The following is a 19435-nucleotide window of genomic DNA, read 5'->3' as shown; positions in this document are numbered from 1 at the left end:
GCTCACTTCTGCAGCAGCGCCACCGCCTCCACATGCGAGGACCACAGGAACTGGTCGATCGGCGTCACGCCGGCGATGCGGTAGCCGCCGGCCGTCAGGATCGAAAGATCGCGGGCGAGCGTCACCGGATTACAGGAGACGGCGGCGATGGTCTTTACGCCCGAGCGGGCGAGCTCGCGACACTGGTCCTCGGCGCCGGCCCGCGGCGGGTCGAACACGACGGCATCGAAGACTTTCAGCTCCGAAGCCATCAGCGGCCGGCGGAACAGGTCGCGCTTCTCGACGGTGACGGGCTTCAGGCCCTGCGCGTGGCGGGCGGCGTGATCGAGCGCCCGCAGCGCCTTCTCGTCGCCCTCGACTGCATGCACCCGGGCGTTCCGGGCGATCCTGAGCGCGAAGGTACCGGAGCCGGAGAAGAGATCGGCCACCCGCTTCGTCTTGGAAAGATGGCCGAGCACCAGCGCCGCCATCGCGTCCTCGGCTTCCTTCGTCGCCTGGACGAAGCCGCCCGGCGGCGGCGATACCGCCACGCCGTCGAAATCGAGCAGCGGTTTCTGCGGCTCGATCAGGATTTCGCCGTCATGGGTGACGCGGGCGATGCCCTTCAGCTTCAGCACGCATTCGGTCACCGCCCGGCGCTGGCGGTCGCCCGGCTTGCGCACGCCCTCGAAGGCGAGGTCGAGGCCGGACAGCGTTTCCAGCACGGTGACGCGGAAGGGCTGGCTGTCGGTTGCAAGCGCCGCCGCGATCGCCCGGATCGCCTCCAGCCGCGCGACGATGCCGGGCCGGCTGATCGGACATTCGCCGATGTCGACGATATGGTGGCTGCCGGCCTGGTTGAAGCCCAGCAGCAGCGCCTTCTCGGTCTGGCGCGCGGTGAAGACCACCCGCCGGCGCTCTGCCGGCCGGGCGATCACCAGCGGCGCCACCGCCGGCGTCAGCCCTTTCGATTTCAGTGCATCGACCACGAGCCCGCGCTTGAAGGCATGGTAGAGCGCGTCGGAGGCATGCTGCAGCGAACAGCCGCCGCAGGTGCCGTTCCTGCCGTCCGGGCCGAAATGCGGACAGGCCGGCGCGATCCGCTCGGGCGAGGCCACCGATGTCGAGATCACCGTGCCGTGGCTCTTCACCCTGGCGATCGCCACCGTCTCCCCGGGCAGGGTGAAGGGAACGTAGACCGGCCCGTCGGGGCCTCCAGCGATCCCGTCGCCGCCGCTGCCGAGCCTGTCGATGGTCACCGTTTGCGTGCTCATGTCCTGCGTCCTGCGAGAAGATATTCCTGGTTGCCGTCGCCGCCGGCAATGGGGGAGGGGATGATGCCGAGGCTTTCCCAGCCGATCTCGCCGGTGAGCCACCGCTCCAGGCCGGCGGCGATCGCCGGGCCGCTCGAAGGATCCTTCAGGAGCCCGCCCTTGCCGATCGCCGCCCGCCCGGCCTCGAACTGCGGCTTGACCAGAAGCGCGCAGAAGGCGCCGGGTCCGGCGAGGGAAAGCGCCGGCGGCAGCGCCAGCCTCAGCGAGATGAAGGAGACGTCGGAGACGACGCAGCCGATCGTCCGGCCGGCGATGTGCCCGGCGGCGAGCGCGCGGGCGTTCAGGCCTTCGAGACTGGTCACGCGCGGGTCGCCGCCGATGCGCGGATGCATCTGCCCGTGGCCGACGTCGACGGCCGTGACATGGCGCGCGCCGCGTTCGAGCAGCACTTGCGTGAAGCCGCCGGTCGAGGCGCCGATGTCGAGACAGTCCCGCCCCGCGGGATCGAGCCCGAACCGGTCGAGCGCCGCCACCAGCTTCAGCGCCGCCCGGGAGACGTAGTCCTGCGCCGGATCGTCGATCGTGATCGCGGCATCCGCGCCGACGGCGGCGCCCGCCTTCGTCACCGTCCTGCCCTCGACGCTCACGGTGCCGCGCGCGATCGCGTCGCGGGCGCGCGAGCGGCTGTCGAAGAGCCCGCGCGAGACGAGCAGCTGGTCGAGACGGGTGGAAGGGGCCTGGTCGGACATCGCCCCTCAATGACGCCTGCCGGCCGCGCTGGCAAGTCCGGTGGCCGCGGAATTGTCCGAACGCGCCCGGCAGGCCTCGACATCGCCCCTGCCGGACCCCGCCGCAGCCTGCACGCGCCGTGCGTCGCCATGACGCAGACCCCGTTCCGGTGAAAGGCCGGATTCACCAAATTTTTAGGCAGGATGGTTATGACCTGTATTGATTTTCGAGGCTGACGACTCCCTCCCGCGTGCCATGATCGGCGCCCATCGTTGTGTCCCCCAATCATGTCTTTCAGCGCCATGACGCTCGCGCACGGCTGCGGTCGACCCCGACTGCCTGCCGCGCCGGCTCAGTAGGAGTTCTACCATGAAGTTCAAGAATATCTCGCTGAGCGGCAAGCTCAGCGTCACGTTCGCCGGTCTCATCCTCGTGTTTCTCGCCGTCTCCGGCATCGTCTATGTCAAGGCCCGCGAAGCGATGCAGGCCTCCGAGCGGCAGCTGCGCTCCGAACGGCTGGTCAACACCGTCGACAACGCCCTGCACGCGATGCTCGAGCAGGCCGTCAACCAGCGCGGCTTCCTGCTGTTCCGCAGCGACAGCACCTATGGCGACGTTTTCGCGAACCGCGACAAGATGCTGAAGGCCATCGACGAGGCCAAGCAGCTCGCCGCCGATCAGCCCGAGATGCTGAAGTCGATCGACGCCATGCTTTCGGCCGCCAACGTCTTCCACGAGCAGCTGACCGTGCCGCAGCTCGAAGCGCGCAAGACGACCGAGAAGCCGATCTCCGAAGTGATCGAGATCGGCCGCAACCAGTCCAAGGGCCAGCTCGACGTATTCCGCGTCTCGGCCGCGACGATCAAGAAGCAGGCCGGCGAATGGGCGGCCGAGCAGGTGGCCCAGCAGAAGGCGGCCAATTCCGGCCTCGTGCTCGCCCTCGTCGTCGGCGCGCTGACGGCGATTGCGATCGCCGTGCTCCTCGCCTGGACCCTGTCGAAGGCGATCGTCCGGCCGATCGTCGGCATGACCGCCGCCATGGACAAGCTCGCCGGCGGCGACAACAACATCGACGTTCCCGCCCTCGACCGCAGCGATGAGGTCGGCCGCATGGCCAATGCCGTGCTGGTCTTCAAGCAGGCCGCCGTCGAGAAGCTGCGCCTGTCCGGCGAGACCGAGCGGATGCGCGACGACGCCGAGCGTCAGCGCCGCGACACCGATGAACAGAAGAAGCGGGAGGCGCTCGAGATCAACCAGGCCGTCGAGGCGCTCGCCGCCGGTCTTGCGGGCCTTGCCGACGGCGACGTCAGCTACCGCATCGAAACGCCGTTCTCCCCGCACCTCGATCGCCTGCGGCTGGACTTCAACGCCTCGCTCGACAAGCTGCGCGGCGCGCTGCAGTCGGTCGGCAGCAATGCCGCGGCGATCCACGCCGGCGCCTCGGAAATCCTGTCCGCCGCCGACGATCTCGCCCGCCGCACCGAGCAGCAGGCGGCCTCCGTCGAGCAGACGGCGGCAGCCCTCGAAGAGGTCACCTCGACCGTCCGCGACAGCGCCAAGGGCGCCGAAGAGGCCGGCCGCCTCGTCGAGCGCACCCGCAAGGGCGCCGAGCGTTCCGGCGAGATCGTCCGCAACGCGGTCGCCGCCATGCAGGCGATCGAGAAGTCCTCCGGCGAGATCTCCAACATCATCGGCGTCATCGAGGACATCGCCTTCCAGACCAACCTGCTGGCGCTGAACGCCGGCGTCGAGGCTGCACGCGCCGGTGAAGCCGGCAAGGGCTTCGCCGTCGTTGCGCAGGAAGTCCGCGAACTGGCCCAGCGCTCCGGCAAGGCCGCCAAGGAGATCAAGGCGCTGATCACCACCTCCGGCGAACAGGTCCAGTCCGGCGTCTCCCTCGTCGGCGACACCGGCAAGGCGCTGGAGACGATCGTCGGCGAAGTCCAGGAGATCAACCGCCACGTCGCCTCGATCGTCGTCGCCACGCGCGAGCAGGCAACCGGACTGCAGGAGATCAGCACCGCCGTCAACACGATGGACCAGGGCACCCAGCAGAACGCCGCGATGGTCGAGGAACAGACGGCCGCAAGCCACAGCCTCGCCCAGGAGGCTGCCGCCCTCAACGAACTGCTGACGCAGTTCAAGCTCGGCACCGCCGTCGCCGCCACGGTTGCGCCCCAGCGCCGCGCCGCGTGACGAAAGGCGCCGTGGACCGATAAGGTGCACGGCGCTGACGGACCGCTCGCTTCGCAGTCCTTTGGGATGGCAGATCGGCAAATGAAACGGCGCGCCCTCGCAGGCGCGCCGTTTCGCTTTTTCATTGCGTTGGAAGAGCCGGCAATCGAGCAGCGGGGGCCGGTGGCGCCCGGAGCGTCAGCCGGCGACGCCGACGCCGACGTCCTTCTGGCCGAGCGCCCTGAACACCGTCGAGACGATGCCGGCGCGATCGAGGCCGGCCTTCGCATACATCGCCTCGGGCTTGGCCTGTTCCATCCAGAGATCGGGCAGCACCAGCGGCCGCACCTTCAGCCCCGTCTCCAGCAGGCCCTCGAGTGCCAGGAACTGCAGCACGTGGCTGCCGAAGCCGCCGACGGAGCCTTCCTCGATGGTGATCAGCACGTCGTGGTGGCGCGCCAGCTGGCGGATCAGGTCGTGGTCGAGCGGCTTGGCGAAGCGGGCGTCGGCGACGGTCGTGGAAAGGCCGGCGGCCTCCAGATCCTCTGCCGCCAGGAGACAGTCGGCGAGCCGCGTTCCGAACGACAGGAGCGCCACCTTGGAGCCCTGCCTGACGACGCGGCCCTTGCCGATCTGAAGGATCTCGCCGCGCACCGGCAGGTCGACGCCGACGCCCTCGCCGCGCGGATAGCGGAAGGAGATCGGGCCTTCGTCATAGGCCGCAGCCGTGCGCACCATGTGCTTCAGCTCCGCCTCGTCGGCCGCCGCCATCACCACGAAACCGGGCAGCGAGGCGAGGTAGGTCGTGTCGAACGATCCGGCATGGGTCGGCCCGTCGGCACCGACGAAGCCGGCGCGGTCGATCGGGAAGCGCACCGGCAGGCCTTGAATCGCCACGTCGTGCACCACCTGGTCGTAGGCGCGCTGTAGGAAGGTGGAATAGAGCGCCGCGAACGGCTTGTAGCCTTCCGCCGCAAGGCCCGCCGCGAAGGTGACGGCGTGCTGTTCGGCAATGCCGACGTCGAACAGGCGGGCGGGATGGATCTCGCCGAACTTGTCGAGCCCGGTGCCGTTCGGCATGGCGGCGGTGATCGCCACGATCTTGTCGTCGTGGGCGGCTTCCTCGATCAGCGCCTCGGCGAAGACTGCGGTGTAGGAGGGCGCGTTCGGCTTCACCTTCGCCTGGGCGCCGGTGATGACGTCGAACTTGTTGACGCCGTGATACTTGTCGGCAGCCGCTTCGGCGGGCGCGTAGCCCTTGCCCTTCTGCGTCACCACATGGATCAGCACCGGCCCCTTGGCGTTCTCGCGCACGTTGCGCAGGACGGGCAACAGGTGCTCGAACGAATGGCCGTCGATCGGGCCGATATGGTAGAAGCCCATCTCCTCGAACAGCGTGCCGCCGGTCACATAGCCGCGGGCATGCTCGACCGCGCGCGTGATCGCCCGGTCGACCGACTTGCCGAGATAGGCCGTCATCTTCTTGCCGAGTTCGCGGAAGCCCATGTAGGTGCGCCCCGAGGCGAGCCGTGCCAGATAGGCGCTCATCGCGCCGGTCGGCGGGGCGATCGACATGTCGTTGTCGTTGAGGATGACGATCAGCCGGGCGTCCAGCGCGCCGGCATTGTTCAGCGCCTCGTAGGCCATGCCGGCCGACAGCGCCCCGTCGCCGATCACCGCGATCACGTTGCGCTCCGTGCCGGAAAGGTCGGAAGCGACCGCCATGCCGAGGCCGGCGGAGATCGAGGTCGAGGAATGGGCGGCGCCGAAGGGATCGTACTCGCTCTCGGCACGGCGGGTGAAGCCGGAAAGGCCGTTCTCCTGGCGCAGCGTCCGGATCCGGTCGCGGCGGCCGGTCAGGATCTTGTGCGGATAGCACTGGTGGCCGACGTCGAAGATCAGCCGGTCGTGCGGCGTATCGAACACCTTGTGGATCGCGATCGTCAGTTCCACGACGCCGAGGCCCGCGCCGAGATGACCGCCGGTCACCGAGACGGCGTCGATCATCTCGCTGCGAAGCTCGGCTGCGAGCTGGGGCAGGTCGCGATCGTCCACCTTCTTCAGATCTGCCGGGATATGTACCTGATCGAGCAGTGGCGTGGCTGGCAATTGTTTCACTCTTGATGCGCTGTTGCGGAACGGCGGCTTGCTGCGCGTCGCACGGGCTGCACCACCTGGACTTCTCTCTTACCTGTCATTGCCGAATGCGGCGGTGTTTGCAACCTTGCAGCCAGAATAGATGCTTATTGCCGTCAAGGAAACACGGCTGCGCGCGGCCGCGGCCGATGCTTCCTGGCCCCACAAGTAGGCATTGTCGGGGCGAAGCGCCAGCCCGCGATTGCCAGGGGCAGGGGCAGGAGCAGGAGCAGGGGGGTAGGAGCCCCTACGTCTCCGGCAGCGGAATGAATTCCTTCTCGTCGCCCGGCACGATGTCGAAGCGGCCCGTCCGCCACTCTTCCTTCGCCTGCTCGATCCGCTCCTTGGAGGAGGACACGAAGTTCCACCAGATGTGGCGCCTGGAGCCGAGGGCCGCCCCGCCGAAAAGCGAAAGATGACAGCCGCCCGCGCCCGCCTTGAGCGTGATCGCATCGCCCGGCCGAAAGACCAGCAGCCGGTCGGAACCGAAGACGTCGCCGGCGACGTCGAGCTCGCCGGAAAGCACGTAGACCGCGCGCTCTTCCCAGTCGGCGGCAAGCGGCGCGCTCGCGCCGGGCGCCAGCATCAGGTCGGTGTAGAGCGTGTCGGAGGGGACCTTCACCGGCGAGCGATAGCCCTCGTAGTGGCCGATGATGACGCGCCCCTGCATGCCGTCGATCGCAAACACCGGCAGGTCCTCGCGGGTCGAATGGACGAAGGCCGGATCGATCTCCTCCTGGCCGTCGGGCAGCGCCAGCCATGTCTGCAGGCCGGAGAGGCCGTGCGGATGGCCGCGCAGGTTTTCCGGCGAACGCTCGGAATGCACGATGCCGCGGCCGGCGGTCATCAGGTTCAGGTCGCCCGGGCGGATGACCATCTCGGTCCCCAGGCTGTCGCGGTGCTTGATCTCGCCGTCGAACAGATAGGTCACGGTGGAAAGGCCGATATGGGGATGCGGACGCACGTCGATGGAGTCGCCGGCCTTGAAGAGCGCCGGTCCCATGCGGTCGAAGAAGATGAACGGGCCGACGAGCCGGCGCCTGGCGGTCGGCAGCGCCCGGCGCACTTCGAAGCCGCCGAGATCGCTCGTACGCGGAATGATCAGGTGTTCCAGCGCGCTGCAGGCGGCTGCGTCCCCTGCGACGGGGTCCGGTCCCGGAAAAAAGCTCATCGTGCTCGCTCCTTTGCGACGGTCTGCCGGCAGTGAACAGGAGCCGGCAGGCCGTGGCAAGGCACTTGCGCGCGATTGCCCCTGGCTTTTCGCGTCACCCTTTGCGTCAGGCCGCCGGCTGTGCGACTGATTGCTGGTCGAAGGTCTGCTGCGCCTTCTCGATCTCGTCGCTGTTTTCGCGCACCCAGTCGACGAGCTCGCTGACGGGCTTCAACAACCTGAAGCCGAGCGGGGTCAGCGCATAGTCGACGCGGGGCGGAATGGTGGCGAACATCGTCCGGGTCACCAGGCCGTCGCGCTCCAGGTGGCGCAGCGTCAGCGTCAGCATCCGCTGGGAGATGCCGTCCACCAGCTTCTTGAGTTCGTTGAAGCGAAGGGCGCCGTCGCTCAGCGTTTCGATGACGGAGAGCGACCACTTGTCGCCGACGCGATCCAGGATTTCACGGCTGCCGCTGCGGGCGGCGACGGTGCGGCGTTCGGAAGAATGATGATGAGAGAGCATGCTGTGGCCTTGTGAATGGCTTGTGGCAATTGGGAGGTGTGAAATCGTCGTGACGGTCGGATCGGAACGATGTGCCTTGCTGTCGATCCAGGCTGGGAGGTCACCGGTTCTGTCGAATGCAGTCATCCTTTTCCGCCGTCCTGTAGTTCCCCGAAACAATTGTAATTGTAACGTGCGCTCGGTTTCCCGGGCACACCACATAATGGAGCCGACCCATTTAATGAGGGGACTCCATATGTGGGTACTAAATGATATTTCCGGATGGATTTTGCAAGACCCCCGAATTGCGATATGCAATTTTGCCGCAGCGGAAACGGGGGTCTGGAAGCTGCGCGATCACGGCCGCGGGATCGTCCGGAATGCCCGGAATCGGGCACTCTCCCGGACGTGCTCAGGCATCGAAACGGGGACTGCGGGGCACCGATGACACAAGGTCACGATTATGTGACTTCGGGGCCGTCCTGCGCCTTGCGCGTGTCAGCCGTTGTCGAGCGGCTCGACGCCCTGCGGGTTTCCGGCGCGGTCGATGCGGATCTTCTCGATCCGATTCTCCGCCGCGTTCAAAAGCGCCTCGCAGTGCTTCTTCAGCGCTTCGCCGCGCTCGTAGATCTCGATCGACTTGTCGAGCGGGACGTCGCCGCGCTCCAGCGCCGCCACGATCTTTTCCAGCTCTTCCACGGCCTGTTCGAACGACAGCGCGGAGACGTCCGCGGCGGGGGTGGACGATGTCATGGTCAGCCTCTCATCAACCGGAAAATATGCGTGGCCGCCGATTCGGCCAGTCCCTGCAGGTCGTAGCCGCCCTCCAGCACGCTGACCACCCGGTGCGACGCGGAACGTTCCGCAATCTCCATCAGCTTGGCCGTCGCCCAGTCGAAATCGTCCGCCACCAGGTGAAGCTGGGCGAGGGGATCGCGGTAGTGCGCGTCGAAGCCGGCGGAGATCACGATCAGGTCGGGCTTGAAGTCCGCCACCCGCGGCAGCACCCGGCTTCTGAACGCCTCGCGGAAATGGTCGCTCCCCGTCTCGGGCGAAAGCGGCGCGTTGACGATGTTGCCGGCGCCCGTCTCGTCTTTCGCGCCCGTGCCCGGATAGAGCGGCATCTGGTGGGTGGAGCAGAACAGCACGGAGGGGTCGTCGAAGAAGATGTCCTGGGTGCCGTTGCCGTGGTGCACGTCCCAGTCGACGATGGCGACGCGCTCGGCGCCGTGCGCCCGCTGCGCGTGCCGGGCGGCAATCGCGGCGTTGTTGAAGAAACAGAAGCCCATCGCCTTGTTCTTCTCGGCGTGGTGGCCGGGCGGCCGCGCCGCCACGAAGACATTGTCCGCCTCGCCCGAAAAGACCGCGTCGACCGCCGCGATCGCGCCGCCGACGCCGGTCAGCGCCGCCTGCAGGCTCGCCGGGCTCGCATAGGTATCGGCCTCGAAATGGTTGATGCCTTCCTCGGGGATCACGTCCATGATGGAGCGCAGGTGCGCTTCCGGATGGGCGAGCAGCACGAAGTCCTCGTTCGCCTTCTCGGCCTTCTTGCGCACCAGCGGCTGGAACCGCTCGTGCTCGAGCGCGAGGTTGAGCGCCCGCAGGCGGTCGGCCCGCTCGGGATGGCCCTCCGGCGTCTCGTGCTCGAGGAAGATCGGATTCTCGAAGAGGATCGTCGTCATGGTCAGACGCTACCCTTTGTCCCGGGGGCGGTCCACGGGAAATGCCGCCGGGTCATGCGCTTTTCAACAATGACCCGCGCCGCCTGCCTCTGCTGCGCCGGCGCGTGTCAGGTGCGGGCCGGCAGAAGCGGATAGCCGGCGAGGACGGCGCGGCCCGCCAGCATCGCCACGAACGCCTTGATCAGGTCGCCGGGGATGAAGATGAGCGAGGCCAGCGCGATCTCCGTGAACGCCTTGCCGGTCGTATAGGACAGCCAGGCCATGCCGAAGAGATAGATGACGCCGATGCCGCCTATGATCGCCGCGGCGAGGAAGCTGAGCAGCTGCGCCAGCTCCGGCTGGCTCTCGCGCACCAGCCGTTCGGCGATCAGGCCGGTGACGAAGGCGCCGGCGACCCAGCCGACGAGGTAGCCGGCCGTCGGCCCGGCAAAGACCGCAAGCCCGCCGCGCCCGCCCGAAAGCACCGGCAGGCCGATCGCCACCAGCAGCAGCACGAGCAGGACGGCCGCCGCCCCGCGCTTGGCGCCGAGGATGCAGCCGGCCAGCATGACCCCCAGCGACTGCGCGGTGATCGGCACCGGGATCAGGCCGAGCGTGAAGGGAGGCACGAGGCCGAGCGCCACGATGATCGCGGCGAACAGCGCGACAAGGACGAGGTCTCTGGTGCTCATGCTGCAAATCCTCCTTCGGCAGGGCTCCGTTGCGGTTTATTGCCGCCGAAAGCCGCGAGCGTCAATCGCCATCGCGATCGTATCGGCGTCCTTGAGCGTCAGGATGATCAGCGGCACGAGCACGCCGAGCGGCCGGATGCGAAGGCCGCGGGCGCGATGGGCCTCGCGGATGTCGCCGTAGCGCGCCAGGATCTCCGGTACGAAGCGGAGCACCAGCCCGACCGCCAGGCTGACATCGGCGGCGCGGACGAACCCGAAGCGTTCGAGCGGACGCAGGAGACGGGTGATCTCGTCCATGAAGGCGGAGACCGTCGTGGTCGCCGTGACGGCGGCGGCGAGAAGCACGAGCGCGCCGAGGCGGAACAGCACGGCGAGCGCTTCGGCCAGGGAATGGAAGACATAGTTGGCAAGCGCGACGAGGGCGACGGTGAAGAGCACGAACCGCACCCGGCGCACACCCTCCGCAAGCCCGATGCCGGTGGAGGCATAGAGGCCGGCGGCGGCGATGGCCGCGGCCGCCAGCAGCCAGGGGCTGTGGACGAGGAAGAGGGCCACCGCCGCAGTAAACAGCAGGATCAGCTTCAGCCGCGCCGATGCCCGGTGGAGCGGCGTGTCGCCGGCGATGTCCAGCCCCGTCAGCATCCGGCGATCTCCCGGTAGGCCCGCACCGCGTCGTCCGGGGCGGCGTCGGCGGCAAGCCGGCCCTCGTGGAACAGCAGCACCCGGTCGAAGCCGTCGAGAAGCGGCAGGTCGTGGGTGATGACGATCGCCTGTTCCGGCAGGCCCGCGATGGTCTCCTCGATCAGGCGGCGGTTCTTCAGGTCGAGCTGGTTCGTCGGCTCGTCGAGGATGAGGATGTCGGGGCCGGTGACGAGCACGCTGGCGATGGCCGCAAGCTGCGTTTCTCCGCCGGAAAGCTCGTGGATGCGGCGTCCGGCGAGGTGGGTGATGGCAAAGCGCTCCAGCACGCCCTGCGTCCGCGCCGCCACCTCCGCCTTCGACAGGCCGCGGTTCTTCAGCCCGAAGGCGATGTCCTCCGAAAGCACCGGCAGGATCATCTGGTGTTGCGGGTTCTGGAAGATGAAGCCGGCCCGGCCGCGCGCCGCCGCCTCGTCCCGAACGGTGTCGAGGCCGCCTATGGTGACCGCGCCGGTCGTCGGCCGCAGCAAGCCGTTGATCAGCCGGGCAAACGTCGTCTTGCCGGAGCCGTTCAGCCCGATGATGCCGATGCGCCGTTCGCAGAGCCTGAGCGAGAGCGGATGCAGCGCCGGCCGCCCGGCGAAACTGACCGATGCCTCGCAAAATTCGATGTCCAAGTGCCACTCCCGCGCCGCCGAGCCGACGGAGCTATAGCCACTTCGCGGGGCGAAGGAAACGGGTTGGAACCCGTGGGAATAAAAGCCTATCATGCGGGCATGACGATTCTCGTGAAGAACAGTGACGCGCGGCGGATCTTCCTCGCCAAGCAGGGGCTCTGTGCGGCGCCGGGCCGCGTGCTGGGCAAGCCCGGCCTGCTGCAGCTCATCCACGACATCGGCTTCGTGCAGGTCGACAGCATCGCCACCGTCGAGCGCGCCCATCACCAGATCCTGTTCTCGCGCAACCAGACCTACCGCCGCGAACATCTCGCCGACCTGCTCGAGAAGGACGGCGAGCTGTTCGAGAACTGGACGCATGACGCCTCGATCATCCCCAGCGCCTTCTATCCCTACTGGAAGCACAAGTTCCGCCGCGAGAACGACGCCATCCTGTCGCGCTGGCGCCGCTGGCAGGGGGAGGGGTTCGACGCGAGCTTCGAGGAGACCTATCGCCACATCGCCGAGCGCGGCGCCGTGCTGTCGCGCGAATTGAAGGCGGCCGAGCACGAATCCGGCGGCTGGTGGAACTGGCATCCGAGCAAGACCGCGCTGGAATATCTCTGGCGCACCGGCAAGGTGGCGATCGCGCGGCGCGAGAATTTCCAGAAGGTCTACGATCTCGCAGAGCGCGTGCTGCCGAAGCACCATCACGAGCCGGAGGTCGACCACGAGGCCTTCGTCGACTGGGCCTGCCGCAGCGCACTGACGCGTCTCGGCTTTGCCACCCACGGCGAGATCGCCGCCTTCTGGGACCTCGTCACGCCGGAGGAGGCAAAGGCCTGGGTGGAGGCGCACGCCGACGAGTTGCGCCCGATCCGGGTCGAGACGGTCGACGGCGGCAAGCCCCGGCCGTCGCACGCGTTTGCCGATTTCGCCGACCTGATGGCGGCAGCCCCCGAACCGCCGGGCCGGCTGCGGGTGCTGTCGCCCTTCGATCCGCTGATCCGCGACCGCAACCGCACGGAACGGCTGTTCGGTTTCCTCTACCGCATCGAGGTCTTCGTGCCGGAGCCGAAACGGCAGTACGGCTATTACGTCTTCCCGCTTCTGGAAGGCGACCGCCTGATCGGCCGCATTGACATGAAGGCGGACCGCAAGGCGGGCGAGCTGACCGTCAGGAAACTGTGGCTGGAGCCCGGGGTGCGGGCATCGGCGGGCCGGCTGGAGCGGCTGGAGGCGGAACTGGCGCGCCTTTCCCGTTTCACCGGCGTCGAGGATGTCCGCTATCTCGACGGCTGGCGGGACGGCTGAGCCGGGGCGCCGGAGAGGCGGCCGGCAGGAGAGGCGGCCGGCAGGCTCAGAACCGTACCCGCTTGCGGATCCGGCGCCAGCCGACGAGCAGCCGCTTGCCCATGTTGAGCGCGGCCAGCGGCGGGTAGGTCTTCTTCGTTTTCTTCAGCGCCGCCTGCAGCAGCTCGCGGATCTCCGGGATCTCGCGCAGCGCCTCGTCGTCGTAGTAGGTGAAGGTGGCGACCCGCCTGCCGAACAGCGTCTTTCCGGCCGGGCGCGGATACATCCGCTCGCGCAGCACCAGGAGCAGCCGCCGCTCGATCGCCGTGAACCTCCGCGACTTGCGCGGCAGAGACAGCGTGCGGCGAGCCGGCGTGCCGGCCTTCGCCATCGTCTCGATGATCCGGGCCTTCTCCTCCGGCTTGAACAGGAAGCGCATCACCAGCCCGATATGGACGGCACGACGGCTGTTCGCCTTGCCGGTCGGAAAGCTGCTCTCCTTGGCGAGCAGCCGGATGAATTCGGTCAGTTCGATCGGCAGCCGCTCGTTGGTGGACGGCTTGGTCGGCTTCAGGTCGTCGATGCCGAGCGCCACTTCGAGGAAATAGGCGTAGATGTCGATCTCCTGCCGCCGGATCTCCTCGTAGAGGAGAACCTTGTAGTCGACGCCCGGAAGCTCGGCGACCGGCCGGATCTCGCGCAGCGGGTTCATGAAGGTCGCCCGCGCCGGACTGCGCAGCGGCTTCTCCATCCAGGTCGGCAGGCTCGGCGCCGAGCCCATGCTCGCCTTCTGCGCCCAGAACGAATAGATCGTGTCGAGCGGGTCGCGCAGCGTGTAGACCACGGTCAGCTTGCGCCGCCCGATGAGGTCCCCGATCGCCTGGAAGTGCCGCTTCTTCCAGCGCCGGAACCCTTCCGAGGACAAGAGGATGTCGAGCCCGTCGCGGTCCGCCCGCTGCAGCACCCGCATGAAATCGTCATAGGCCGGGCCCTTCCGATGGACGAACTGGTCCTCGTGGTCGGAAAGGTCGTGATGGGCGATGCCCACCCGCTCGCCGATCGACGGATAGAGCCAGCCGCGCTTCAAGAGCGCCTCGGCATTGTCGTGGAAGTTCGCCTGCATATAGGTGGTCGCGGTCTTGTGCGGACCGATGTGCATCACCAGGCGAGGGGGACGGTCGTGCTTCATGCAGGCTCTGGGGTCGGCGGAACGCTCTCGGGCAAAGTCCAGGGGGCCGGGAACCGCTAGCAGATGTCGGTTGCGGCAATGCGAATGCCGAAGCCTTCCAGCCCGACATAGTGCCGCTCGCGCGACGCCATCAGCCGGATCGAGGCAATGCCGAGATCCTTCAGGATCTGCGCGCCGAGACCGATTTCCAGCCATTCGTGCTCGCGCGCGGCCGCCTCGCTGTGCCCCTCACGGTCGGCATTGCCCTTGCGCGCCGTCCGCGACACGCCGACGCCGACCGAGCCTTCGCGCAGATAGACGATCACGCCGCGGCCGTGCTCGGCGATGCGCTTCATGATGCCCTCGATGGCCCGGCCCGCGCCGAACACGTCTTCGCCGACGTTCTCCAGGTGCAGGCGTACCGGGATATCGACCCCGTCGCGGATGTCGCCGAAGACGACCGCCATGTGCTGCATTGGATCCCAGGGCAGCGAGTAGGTGGTGGCCTTCGCCTTGCCGAACGGCGTCTCGATCTCGAAGGTCGTGACCTGCTCGATCAGCGTCTCCTTGCGCTGGCGGTAGGCGATCAGGTCGGCGACCGAGATCTGCTTCAGCCCGTGGGTCTCGGCGAATGCCTCCACCTGCGGCCCCCGCATCACGGTGCCGTCGTCGTTGACGAGCTCGCTGATCACGCCGATCGGCGGCAGGCTCGCGAGCTTGCAGAGATCGACGGCGGCTTCGGTATGCCCGGAGCGCATCAGCACACCGCCCTCGCGGGCGACCAGCGGGAAGATGTGGCCGGGGCGGACGAAGTCGGTCGCGCCGACGTTCGGGTTTGCCAGGTTGCGCACCGTCAGCGTCCGGTCGTCGGCAGAAATGCCGGTGGTCGTGCCGTGCTTGAAGTCGACCGAGACCGTGAACGCGGTGGTGTGCGCCGAATCGTTCTCCGCCACCATCGCCCCCAGGTTCAGGCGCTTGGCCTCCTCGCGCGGCATCGGCGTGCAGACGATGCCGGAGGTGTGCCGGACGATGAAGGCCATCTTCTCGGGCGTGCAGTGGACCGCGGCGACGATCAGGTCGCCCTCGTTCTCCCGGCCGCCATCATCGGTGACGACGACGATCTCGCCCGCCTCGAACGCCCGGATGGCATCGACTACGCGCTTCTGGTCAAAGGACATCTCGCTCCTCCTGATCGTCTGGAACTATTTCAGCCGGCCGGTCTGGCCGCGGTCGCGCAGGTAGTGATCGGCGATCGCGCAGGCCACCATCGCCTCGCCGATCGGCACTGCGCGGATGCCGACGCAGGGGTCGTGCCGGCCCTTGGTGCGCACGTCTACCTCGTTGCCGTCGCTGTCGATCGAGCGGCGCTCGGTCAGGATCGACGAGGTCGGCTTGATGGCGAAGCGCGCCACCACCGGCTGGCCCGTGGCTATGCCGCCGAGGATGCCGCCGGCATGGTTGGACAGGAACATCGGCTTGCCGTCCGCGCCGATGCGCATCTCGTCGGCATTCTCCTCGCCGGTGATGCCGGCGGCCTCGAAGCCGTTGCCGATCTCCACGCCCTTGACCGCGTTGATCGACATCAGGTTGGCGGCGATGTCCTGGTCGAGCTTGGCGTAGATCGGCGCGCCGATCCCGGCCGGCACGCCTTCGGCGACCACCTCGACGACCGCCCCGACTGAGGATCCGGCCTTGCGGATGCCGTCGAGATACTCCTCCCAGACCGGCACGATCGCCGGATCGGGGGCGAAGAACGGATTGCTGTCGACGACGCTCCAGTCCCAGTTGTCGCGGTTGATCTTGTGCTTGCCGATCTGCACCAGCGCGGCGCGGACGGAAAGCCCCGGCACGACCTTGCGGGCGATGCCGCCGGCTGCGACGCGCGCGGCCGTCTCGCGCGCGGACGAGCGTCCGCCGCCGCGGTAGTCGCGGATGCCGTATTTCACGTCGTAGGTATAGTCGGCATGGCCCGGACGATAGCGCTTGGCGATCTCCGAATAGTCCTTGGACCGCTGGTCGGTGTTCTCGATCATCATCGAGATCGGCGTGCCGGTGGCGACCAGCGTCTCGCCGTCCTCGTCGGTCATCACGCCCGAGAGCACCCGCACCAGGTCGTCCTCGCGGCGCTGGGTGACGAAGCGGGACTGGCCGGGCTTGCGCTTGTCGAGCCAGGCCTGGATCTCGGAGAGGGTGAAGCGGATGCCGGGCGGGCAGCCGTCGACGACGCAGCCGAGCGCCGGGCCGTGGCTCTCGCCCCAGGTGGTGACGCGGAACAGATGACCGAAGGTGTTGTGCGACATGAATTCCTGCCTGATGCAAGCGGTCTTGCGGCGCAGGCGGCGGCAGCCTGTGCTTCCGGCCGCACTCATAGTGCCGATTGCGGCAAAGTTGAAGTCTTTCTTGGCGGTAAAGTGGCGATCCCCCGGAAAGGTCCGGTGGGATCGGCTCAGGAGGCCGCCTTCCAGCGCTGTTCCAGCACGTAGGCCTGGAAATCCTCGCGCGACAGCGGCGCGGCGAAGGCATAGCCCTGCAGCAGGTCGCAGCCGAGCGCGCTCAGCAGCTCGGCATGCGCCATCGTCTCCACCCCCTCGGCGACGATCTCGATGCCGAGCGAGCGGCCGATCTCGATGATCGAGCGCACCAGCGCCTGCTCGTGGCGCGAGCTCAGGATCGGCGCGACGAGCTGCCGGTCGATCTTCAGCCGCTTCGGCCGGAGCTTCAAGAGGCTGACGATGGAGGTGTGTCCGGTGCCAAAGTCGTCGAGCTCGATGTCGATGCCGAGCTCCTTGATGCGCTGGATGTTCTTCTGGACAATGTCGTCGGTCTCGTCGAGGAAGATCGCCTCGACGAGCTCGAACGAGATCTGCCCGGGCCGGATCGAGAGGCCGGAGAGGCTGTCGGCGAGGGTCTCGTCGCGCAGCCGCCGGGCCGAGACATTCACCGAGATCTTGGGCAGCGGCATGCCCTTGGCGGTCCAGCGGCTGGCGTCGATCAGCGCCTTCTCCAGCATGATGCGATCGAGCGTCGCCATCACGTTCAGGTCCTCGGCGATCGCGAGGAAGCGGCTGGGCGGAAGGATGCCGTTCTGCGGGTGGCGCCAGCGGATCAGCGCCTCGGCGCCAAGGAGTTCCAGCGAGCGGGCGCAGATCTGCGGCTGGTAGTAGGGGATGAACTCGTTGTTCTCGATGCCGCTGAGGATGTCGTCGGCGATCCGCTTGTTGCGGACGATCTCCGCCTCGATGACGGCGTCGAAGAACTCGTGGCGGTTTCGCCCCTGCGCCTTGGCCCGGTAGAGGGCGATGTCGGCGTTGACGAGCAGCTTGCGCGTGGCGATCCGCCGGCCGCTGCCGACGGCGATGCCGATGCTGACCCCGAAGCGGCACATGTGGCCGTTGTATTCGATCGGCTGGCGCATCAGCTCGATCACGCGCTGGGACAGGGCCGAGAGATAGGCGCGGCTGTTGCGGTCACAGACGACGACCACGAACTCGTCGCCGCCGATGCGGGCGACGAGATCGCCCGGCGCCACGGCCTCGCCGAGGATCTTCGCCACATGGACGAGCAGCGCGTCGCCGGCGGCATGGCCGAGCGTGTCGTTGATCTGCTTGAACCGGTCCAGGTCGATATGCAGGATGCCGATCCGCACGTCCTCGGCGACGCTGCGGATCGCCACGGCGTTCAGGTGCTCGTCGAGCTTGCGGCGGTTGCCGAGGCCCGTGAGCGGGTCGTGCAGGGCGTTGTGCTCGATGCGGTTCTTCGCCAGCTCCAGCTCGGTGTTCTTGGCGTCCGCCAGCGCCTTGGCGCGCTCGGATTCCTCCTTCGCCGCCTTCAGCCGGTCATGCAGGAGCACGTCCTCGGTGACGTCCCAGCTGATGCCGATCAGCTTCTCGTCGCCGTCGATCGTCAGCAGCGAGCCGACGTTGCGAAGGTGGCGGATACCGCCGTCGGGCAGCAGCACCCGGTACTGCGAGAAATAGCCGGACTGTTCGACAATGGCGGCGGTGGCGGCCTGGTCGGCGGCCGCAAGGTCGTCGGGATGGACGACCGAACGCCACAGCTCGTTGCTCGGGGCCTCCCCGGGCGGCAGCCCGTGCAGCAGGAACATCCGGCGATCCCAGTTGCGCTCCTGCCGGCCGAGCGAGATTTCCCAGATGCCGGTCTTGGAGGCTTCGAGGGCGAGGTCCAGCCGCTGGGACAGCGCGCGGATCTCCGTCTCGCGCGCCCGCATCCCGGCGAGGTGGCGCTGCCGCTCGCTGACGAGGCCGCCGGTGAGGAAGATCGGCAGGATGATGACCAGGGCGGCGCCGGCGGTGAGCAGGCGGACCTGGGTGGCGTTGTCGCGCGGCGTGTCCCAGCCAGTGGCGGGGATCGCGGCGAGCTCCCAGTTTCCGCCCGGGAAGTCGACGGTGCGGCGCACCGAGTCGCCGTTGAAGATCTCCGGGTCGCCGAAGAAGGGGTCCTGGATGTTGCCGGAGACGCTGACGTCGCGGATCGACAGGCTGATGGTGGCGCTGCCCTTCCAGTGCTCGCTCTTGCGCCCGTCGGAAGGCGTGACGAGACCCGCGTCGATGTAGATCCGGCGCTCGTCGATGACGCCCTCGATATAGCCCCAGAAGTTGAAGGCGCCGCGGTCGGTGCCGAACACCGGAATGAACAGGTTGAAGGCGCGGCTGCCGTCGGGCAGATGCATGGGGCCGAGCATCAGCGGTCGGCCGAAGGCGCGGTTGGTCTCGGCGGCCGCACGAAACGAGTGGAAGCGGTTCAGGTCGGTGCCCTTGTAGCGCTCGTTGCCGGGCAGCGGGAAGGTCTGTGCGACCACCCCGTCCGGTGCGGCCGACACCCGGCGCAACTGCACGTTCTGCACCATCAGCTTGCGCGCCAGCACGTCGAACTGGGCGGCCGCCTGTTCCGGCGACACGGCGAACATGTTGGCCAGTCCGCGCAGCGCCGAGACGCTCTTGTCGATCTCGCCTTCGAGCCTTGCGCTGATCAGCGTCAGTTCGTTGGCGACGCGGGCGTGCAGTTCGTTGCGATAGAGCCGTTCGCCCTGCCGCTCATAGGCGTGGCCGGCAACGAAGATGACGGTCGCGGCGATCGCGGCAGGCAGGATCGACGGCCTGGCCCAGTCGGCGATGGTCCTCAATCGTCGGCCAATCGTAGTCGGCTGTATCAATGCCCCGGTCCCCTAACGTCACGGCACAGTAGGCAGCGTCGATTAAGATAGGATTGATAGGCGCTTCCGCCTTCTCGCAACCTTCAGGTGCCGAAATTCGGTCGTGGATCGTCGTGCCGGGGGATTGATGGCCGCCCCGTTTGCGGGCATCCAATAGCGCACGGAACGCCGCGGGGGCGAATTTCGCCATATTCGGGAGGCATTCAGG

At 67.7% G+C, this 19435-nt stretch carries 15 protein-coding genes and 1 pseudogene; 2 read left to right on the top strand and 14 right to left on the bottom strand.

Annotated features, from left to right (window positions below; genetic code table 11):
• Window positions 1–2 precede the first annotated feature (2 nt).
• Both P0086_RS06855 and P0086_RS06850 read right to left on the bottom strand, forming a co-directional pair.
• On the bottom strand, window positions 3–1253 hold the full coding sequence (locus tag P0086_RS06855) for a class I SAM-dependent RNA methyltransferase (protein WP_275783851.1): 1251 nt from the start codon (window positions 1251–1253) through the stop codon (window positions 3–5).
• The gene (locus P0086_RS06850; RefSeq protein WP_148151808.1) at window positions 1250–2002 is read right to left on the bottom strand and encodes a TlyA family RNA methyltransferase; all 753 of its coding nucleotides are present in this window, start codon (window positions 2000–2002) and stop codon (window positions 1250–1252) included. The genes P0086_RS06855 and P0086_RS06850 overlap by 4 nt, the downstream gene beginning before the upstream one ends.
• 349 nt (window positions 2003–2351) lie before the next feature.
• On the opposite strand from P0086_RS06850, the pseudogene P0086_RS06845 reads away from it, so the two are divergent.
• Window positions 2352–4133: pseudogene (locus P0086_RS06845) on the top strand (methyl-accepting chemotaxis protein); the annotation flags it as partial.
• A gap of 222 nt (window positions 4134–4355) precedes the next feature.
• Here P0086_RS06845 and dxs read toward each other — a convergent pair.
• From dxs to P0086_RS06805, 8 genes are all read right to left on the bottom strand, one after another.
• Window positions 4356–6275: a 1-deoxy-D-xylulose-5-phosphate synthase gene (dxs, locus tag P0086_RS06840; RefSeq protein ID WP_162702362.1), complete on the bottom strand. Its 1920-nt coding sequence runs from the start codon at window positions 6273–6275 to the stop codon at window positions 4356–4358.
• A gap of 265 nt (window positions 6276–6540) precedes the next feature.
• Window positions 6541–7464, bottom strand: coding sequence for a pirin family protein (locus P0086_RS06835; RefSeq protein ID WP_275783846.1), 924 nt, complete (start codon window positions 7462–7464; stop codon window positions 6541–6543).
• Between the two features lie 106 nt (window positions 7465–7570).
• Window positions 7571–7966: a helix-turn-helix domain-containing protein gene (locus P0086_RS06830; protein ID WP_112593495.1), complete on the bottom strand. Its 396-nt coding sequence runs from the start codon at window positions 7964–7966 to the stop codon at window positions 7571–7573.
• Between the two features lie 477 nt (window positions 7967–8443).
• On the bottom strand, window positions 8444–8698 hold the full coding sequence (locus tag P0086_RS06825) for an exodeoxyribonuclease VII small subunit (RefSeq protein WP_112593494.1): 255 nt from the start codon (window positions 8696–8698) through the stop codon (window positions 8444–8446).
• A gap of 2 nt (window positions 8699–8700) precedes the next feature.
• Window positions 8701–9627 (bottom strand): histone deacetylase family protein, encoded by a 927-nt coding sequence (locus tag P0086_RS06820; protein WP_112593493.1) that lies wholly within the window; start codon window positions 9625–9627, stop codon window positions 8701–8703.
• Between the two features lie 107 nt (window positions 9628–9734).
• A complete protein-coding gene (locus P0086_RS06815) occupies window positions 9735–10298 on the bottom strand; it encodes a biotin transporter BioY (protein ID WP_112593492.1) in 564 nt (187 codons plus the stop codon).
• 36 nt (window positions 10299–10334) lie between these two features.
• Window positions 10335–10940 (bottom strand): energy-coupling factor transporter transmembrane protein EcfT, encoded by a 606-nt coding sequence (locus P0086_RS06810; protein WP_275783840.1) that lies wholly within the window; start codon window positions 10938–10940, stop codon window positions 10335–10337.
• Window positions 10934–11614, bottom strand: coding sequence for an ABC transporter ATP-binding protein (locus tag P0086_RS06805; RefSeq protein WP_275783837.1), 681 nt, complete (start codon window positions 11612–11614; stop codon window positions 10934–10936). The genes P0086_RS06810 and P0086_RS06805 overlap by 7 nt, the downstream gene beginning before the upstream one ends.
• Window positions 11615–11713: 99 nt before the next feature.
• On the opposite strand from P0086_RS06805, the gene P0086_RS06800 reads away from it, so the two are divergent.
• Complete coding sequence (locus P0086_RS06800; protein WP_275783834.1) at window positions 11714–12907, top strand: winged helix-turn-helix domain-containing protein; 1194 nt, start codon at window positions 11714–11716, stop codon at window positions 12905–12907.
• Between the two features lie 46 nt (window positions 12908–12953).
• Here P0086_RS06800 and P0086_RS06795 read toward each other — a convergent pair whose 3' ends face one another.
• From P0086_RS06795 to P0086_RS06780, 4 genes are all read right to left on the bottom strand, one after another.
• Window positions 12954–14075 (bottom strand): hypothetical protein, encoded by a 1122-nt coding sequence (locus P0086_RS06795; RefSeq protein ID WP_275783831.1) that lies wholly within the window; start codon window positions 14073–14075, stop codon window positions 12954–12956.
• 56 nt (window positions 14076–14131) lie between these two features.
• On the bottom strand, window positions 14132–15232 hold the full coding sequence (ribB, locus tag P0086_RS06790; protein WP_112593487.1) for a 3,4-dihydroxy-2-butanone-4-phosphate synthase: 1101 nt from the start codon (window positions 15230–15232) through the stop codon (window positions 14132–14134).
• Window positions 15233–15256: 24 nt separating this feature from the next.
• Window positions 15257–16354, bottom strand: a complete 1098-nt coding sequence (gene aroC, locus P0086_RS06785) for a chorismate synthase (RefSeq protein ID WP_275783828.1) — start codon at window positions 16352–16354, stop codon at window positions 15257–15259.
• Window positions 16355–16500: 146 nt separating this feature from the next.
• Complete coding sequence (locus P0086_RS06780; RefSeq protein WP_275783825.1) at window positions 16501–19197, bottom strand: EAL domain-containing protein; 2697 nt, start codon at window positions 19195–19197, stop codon at window positions 16501–16503.
• Window positions 19198–19435 lie beyond the last annotated feature (238 nt).

This window comes from Mycoplana sp. MJR14 (assembly GCF_029210525.1).
Lineage (GTDB): Bacteria > Pseudomonadota > Alphaproteobacteria > Rhizobiales > Rhizobiaceae > Mycoplana.
Note: the sequence above shows the minus strand (reverse complement) of the source record. Positions and strands in the feature narration are given on the sequence as shown.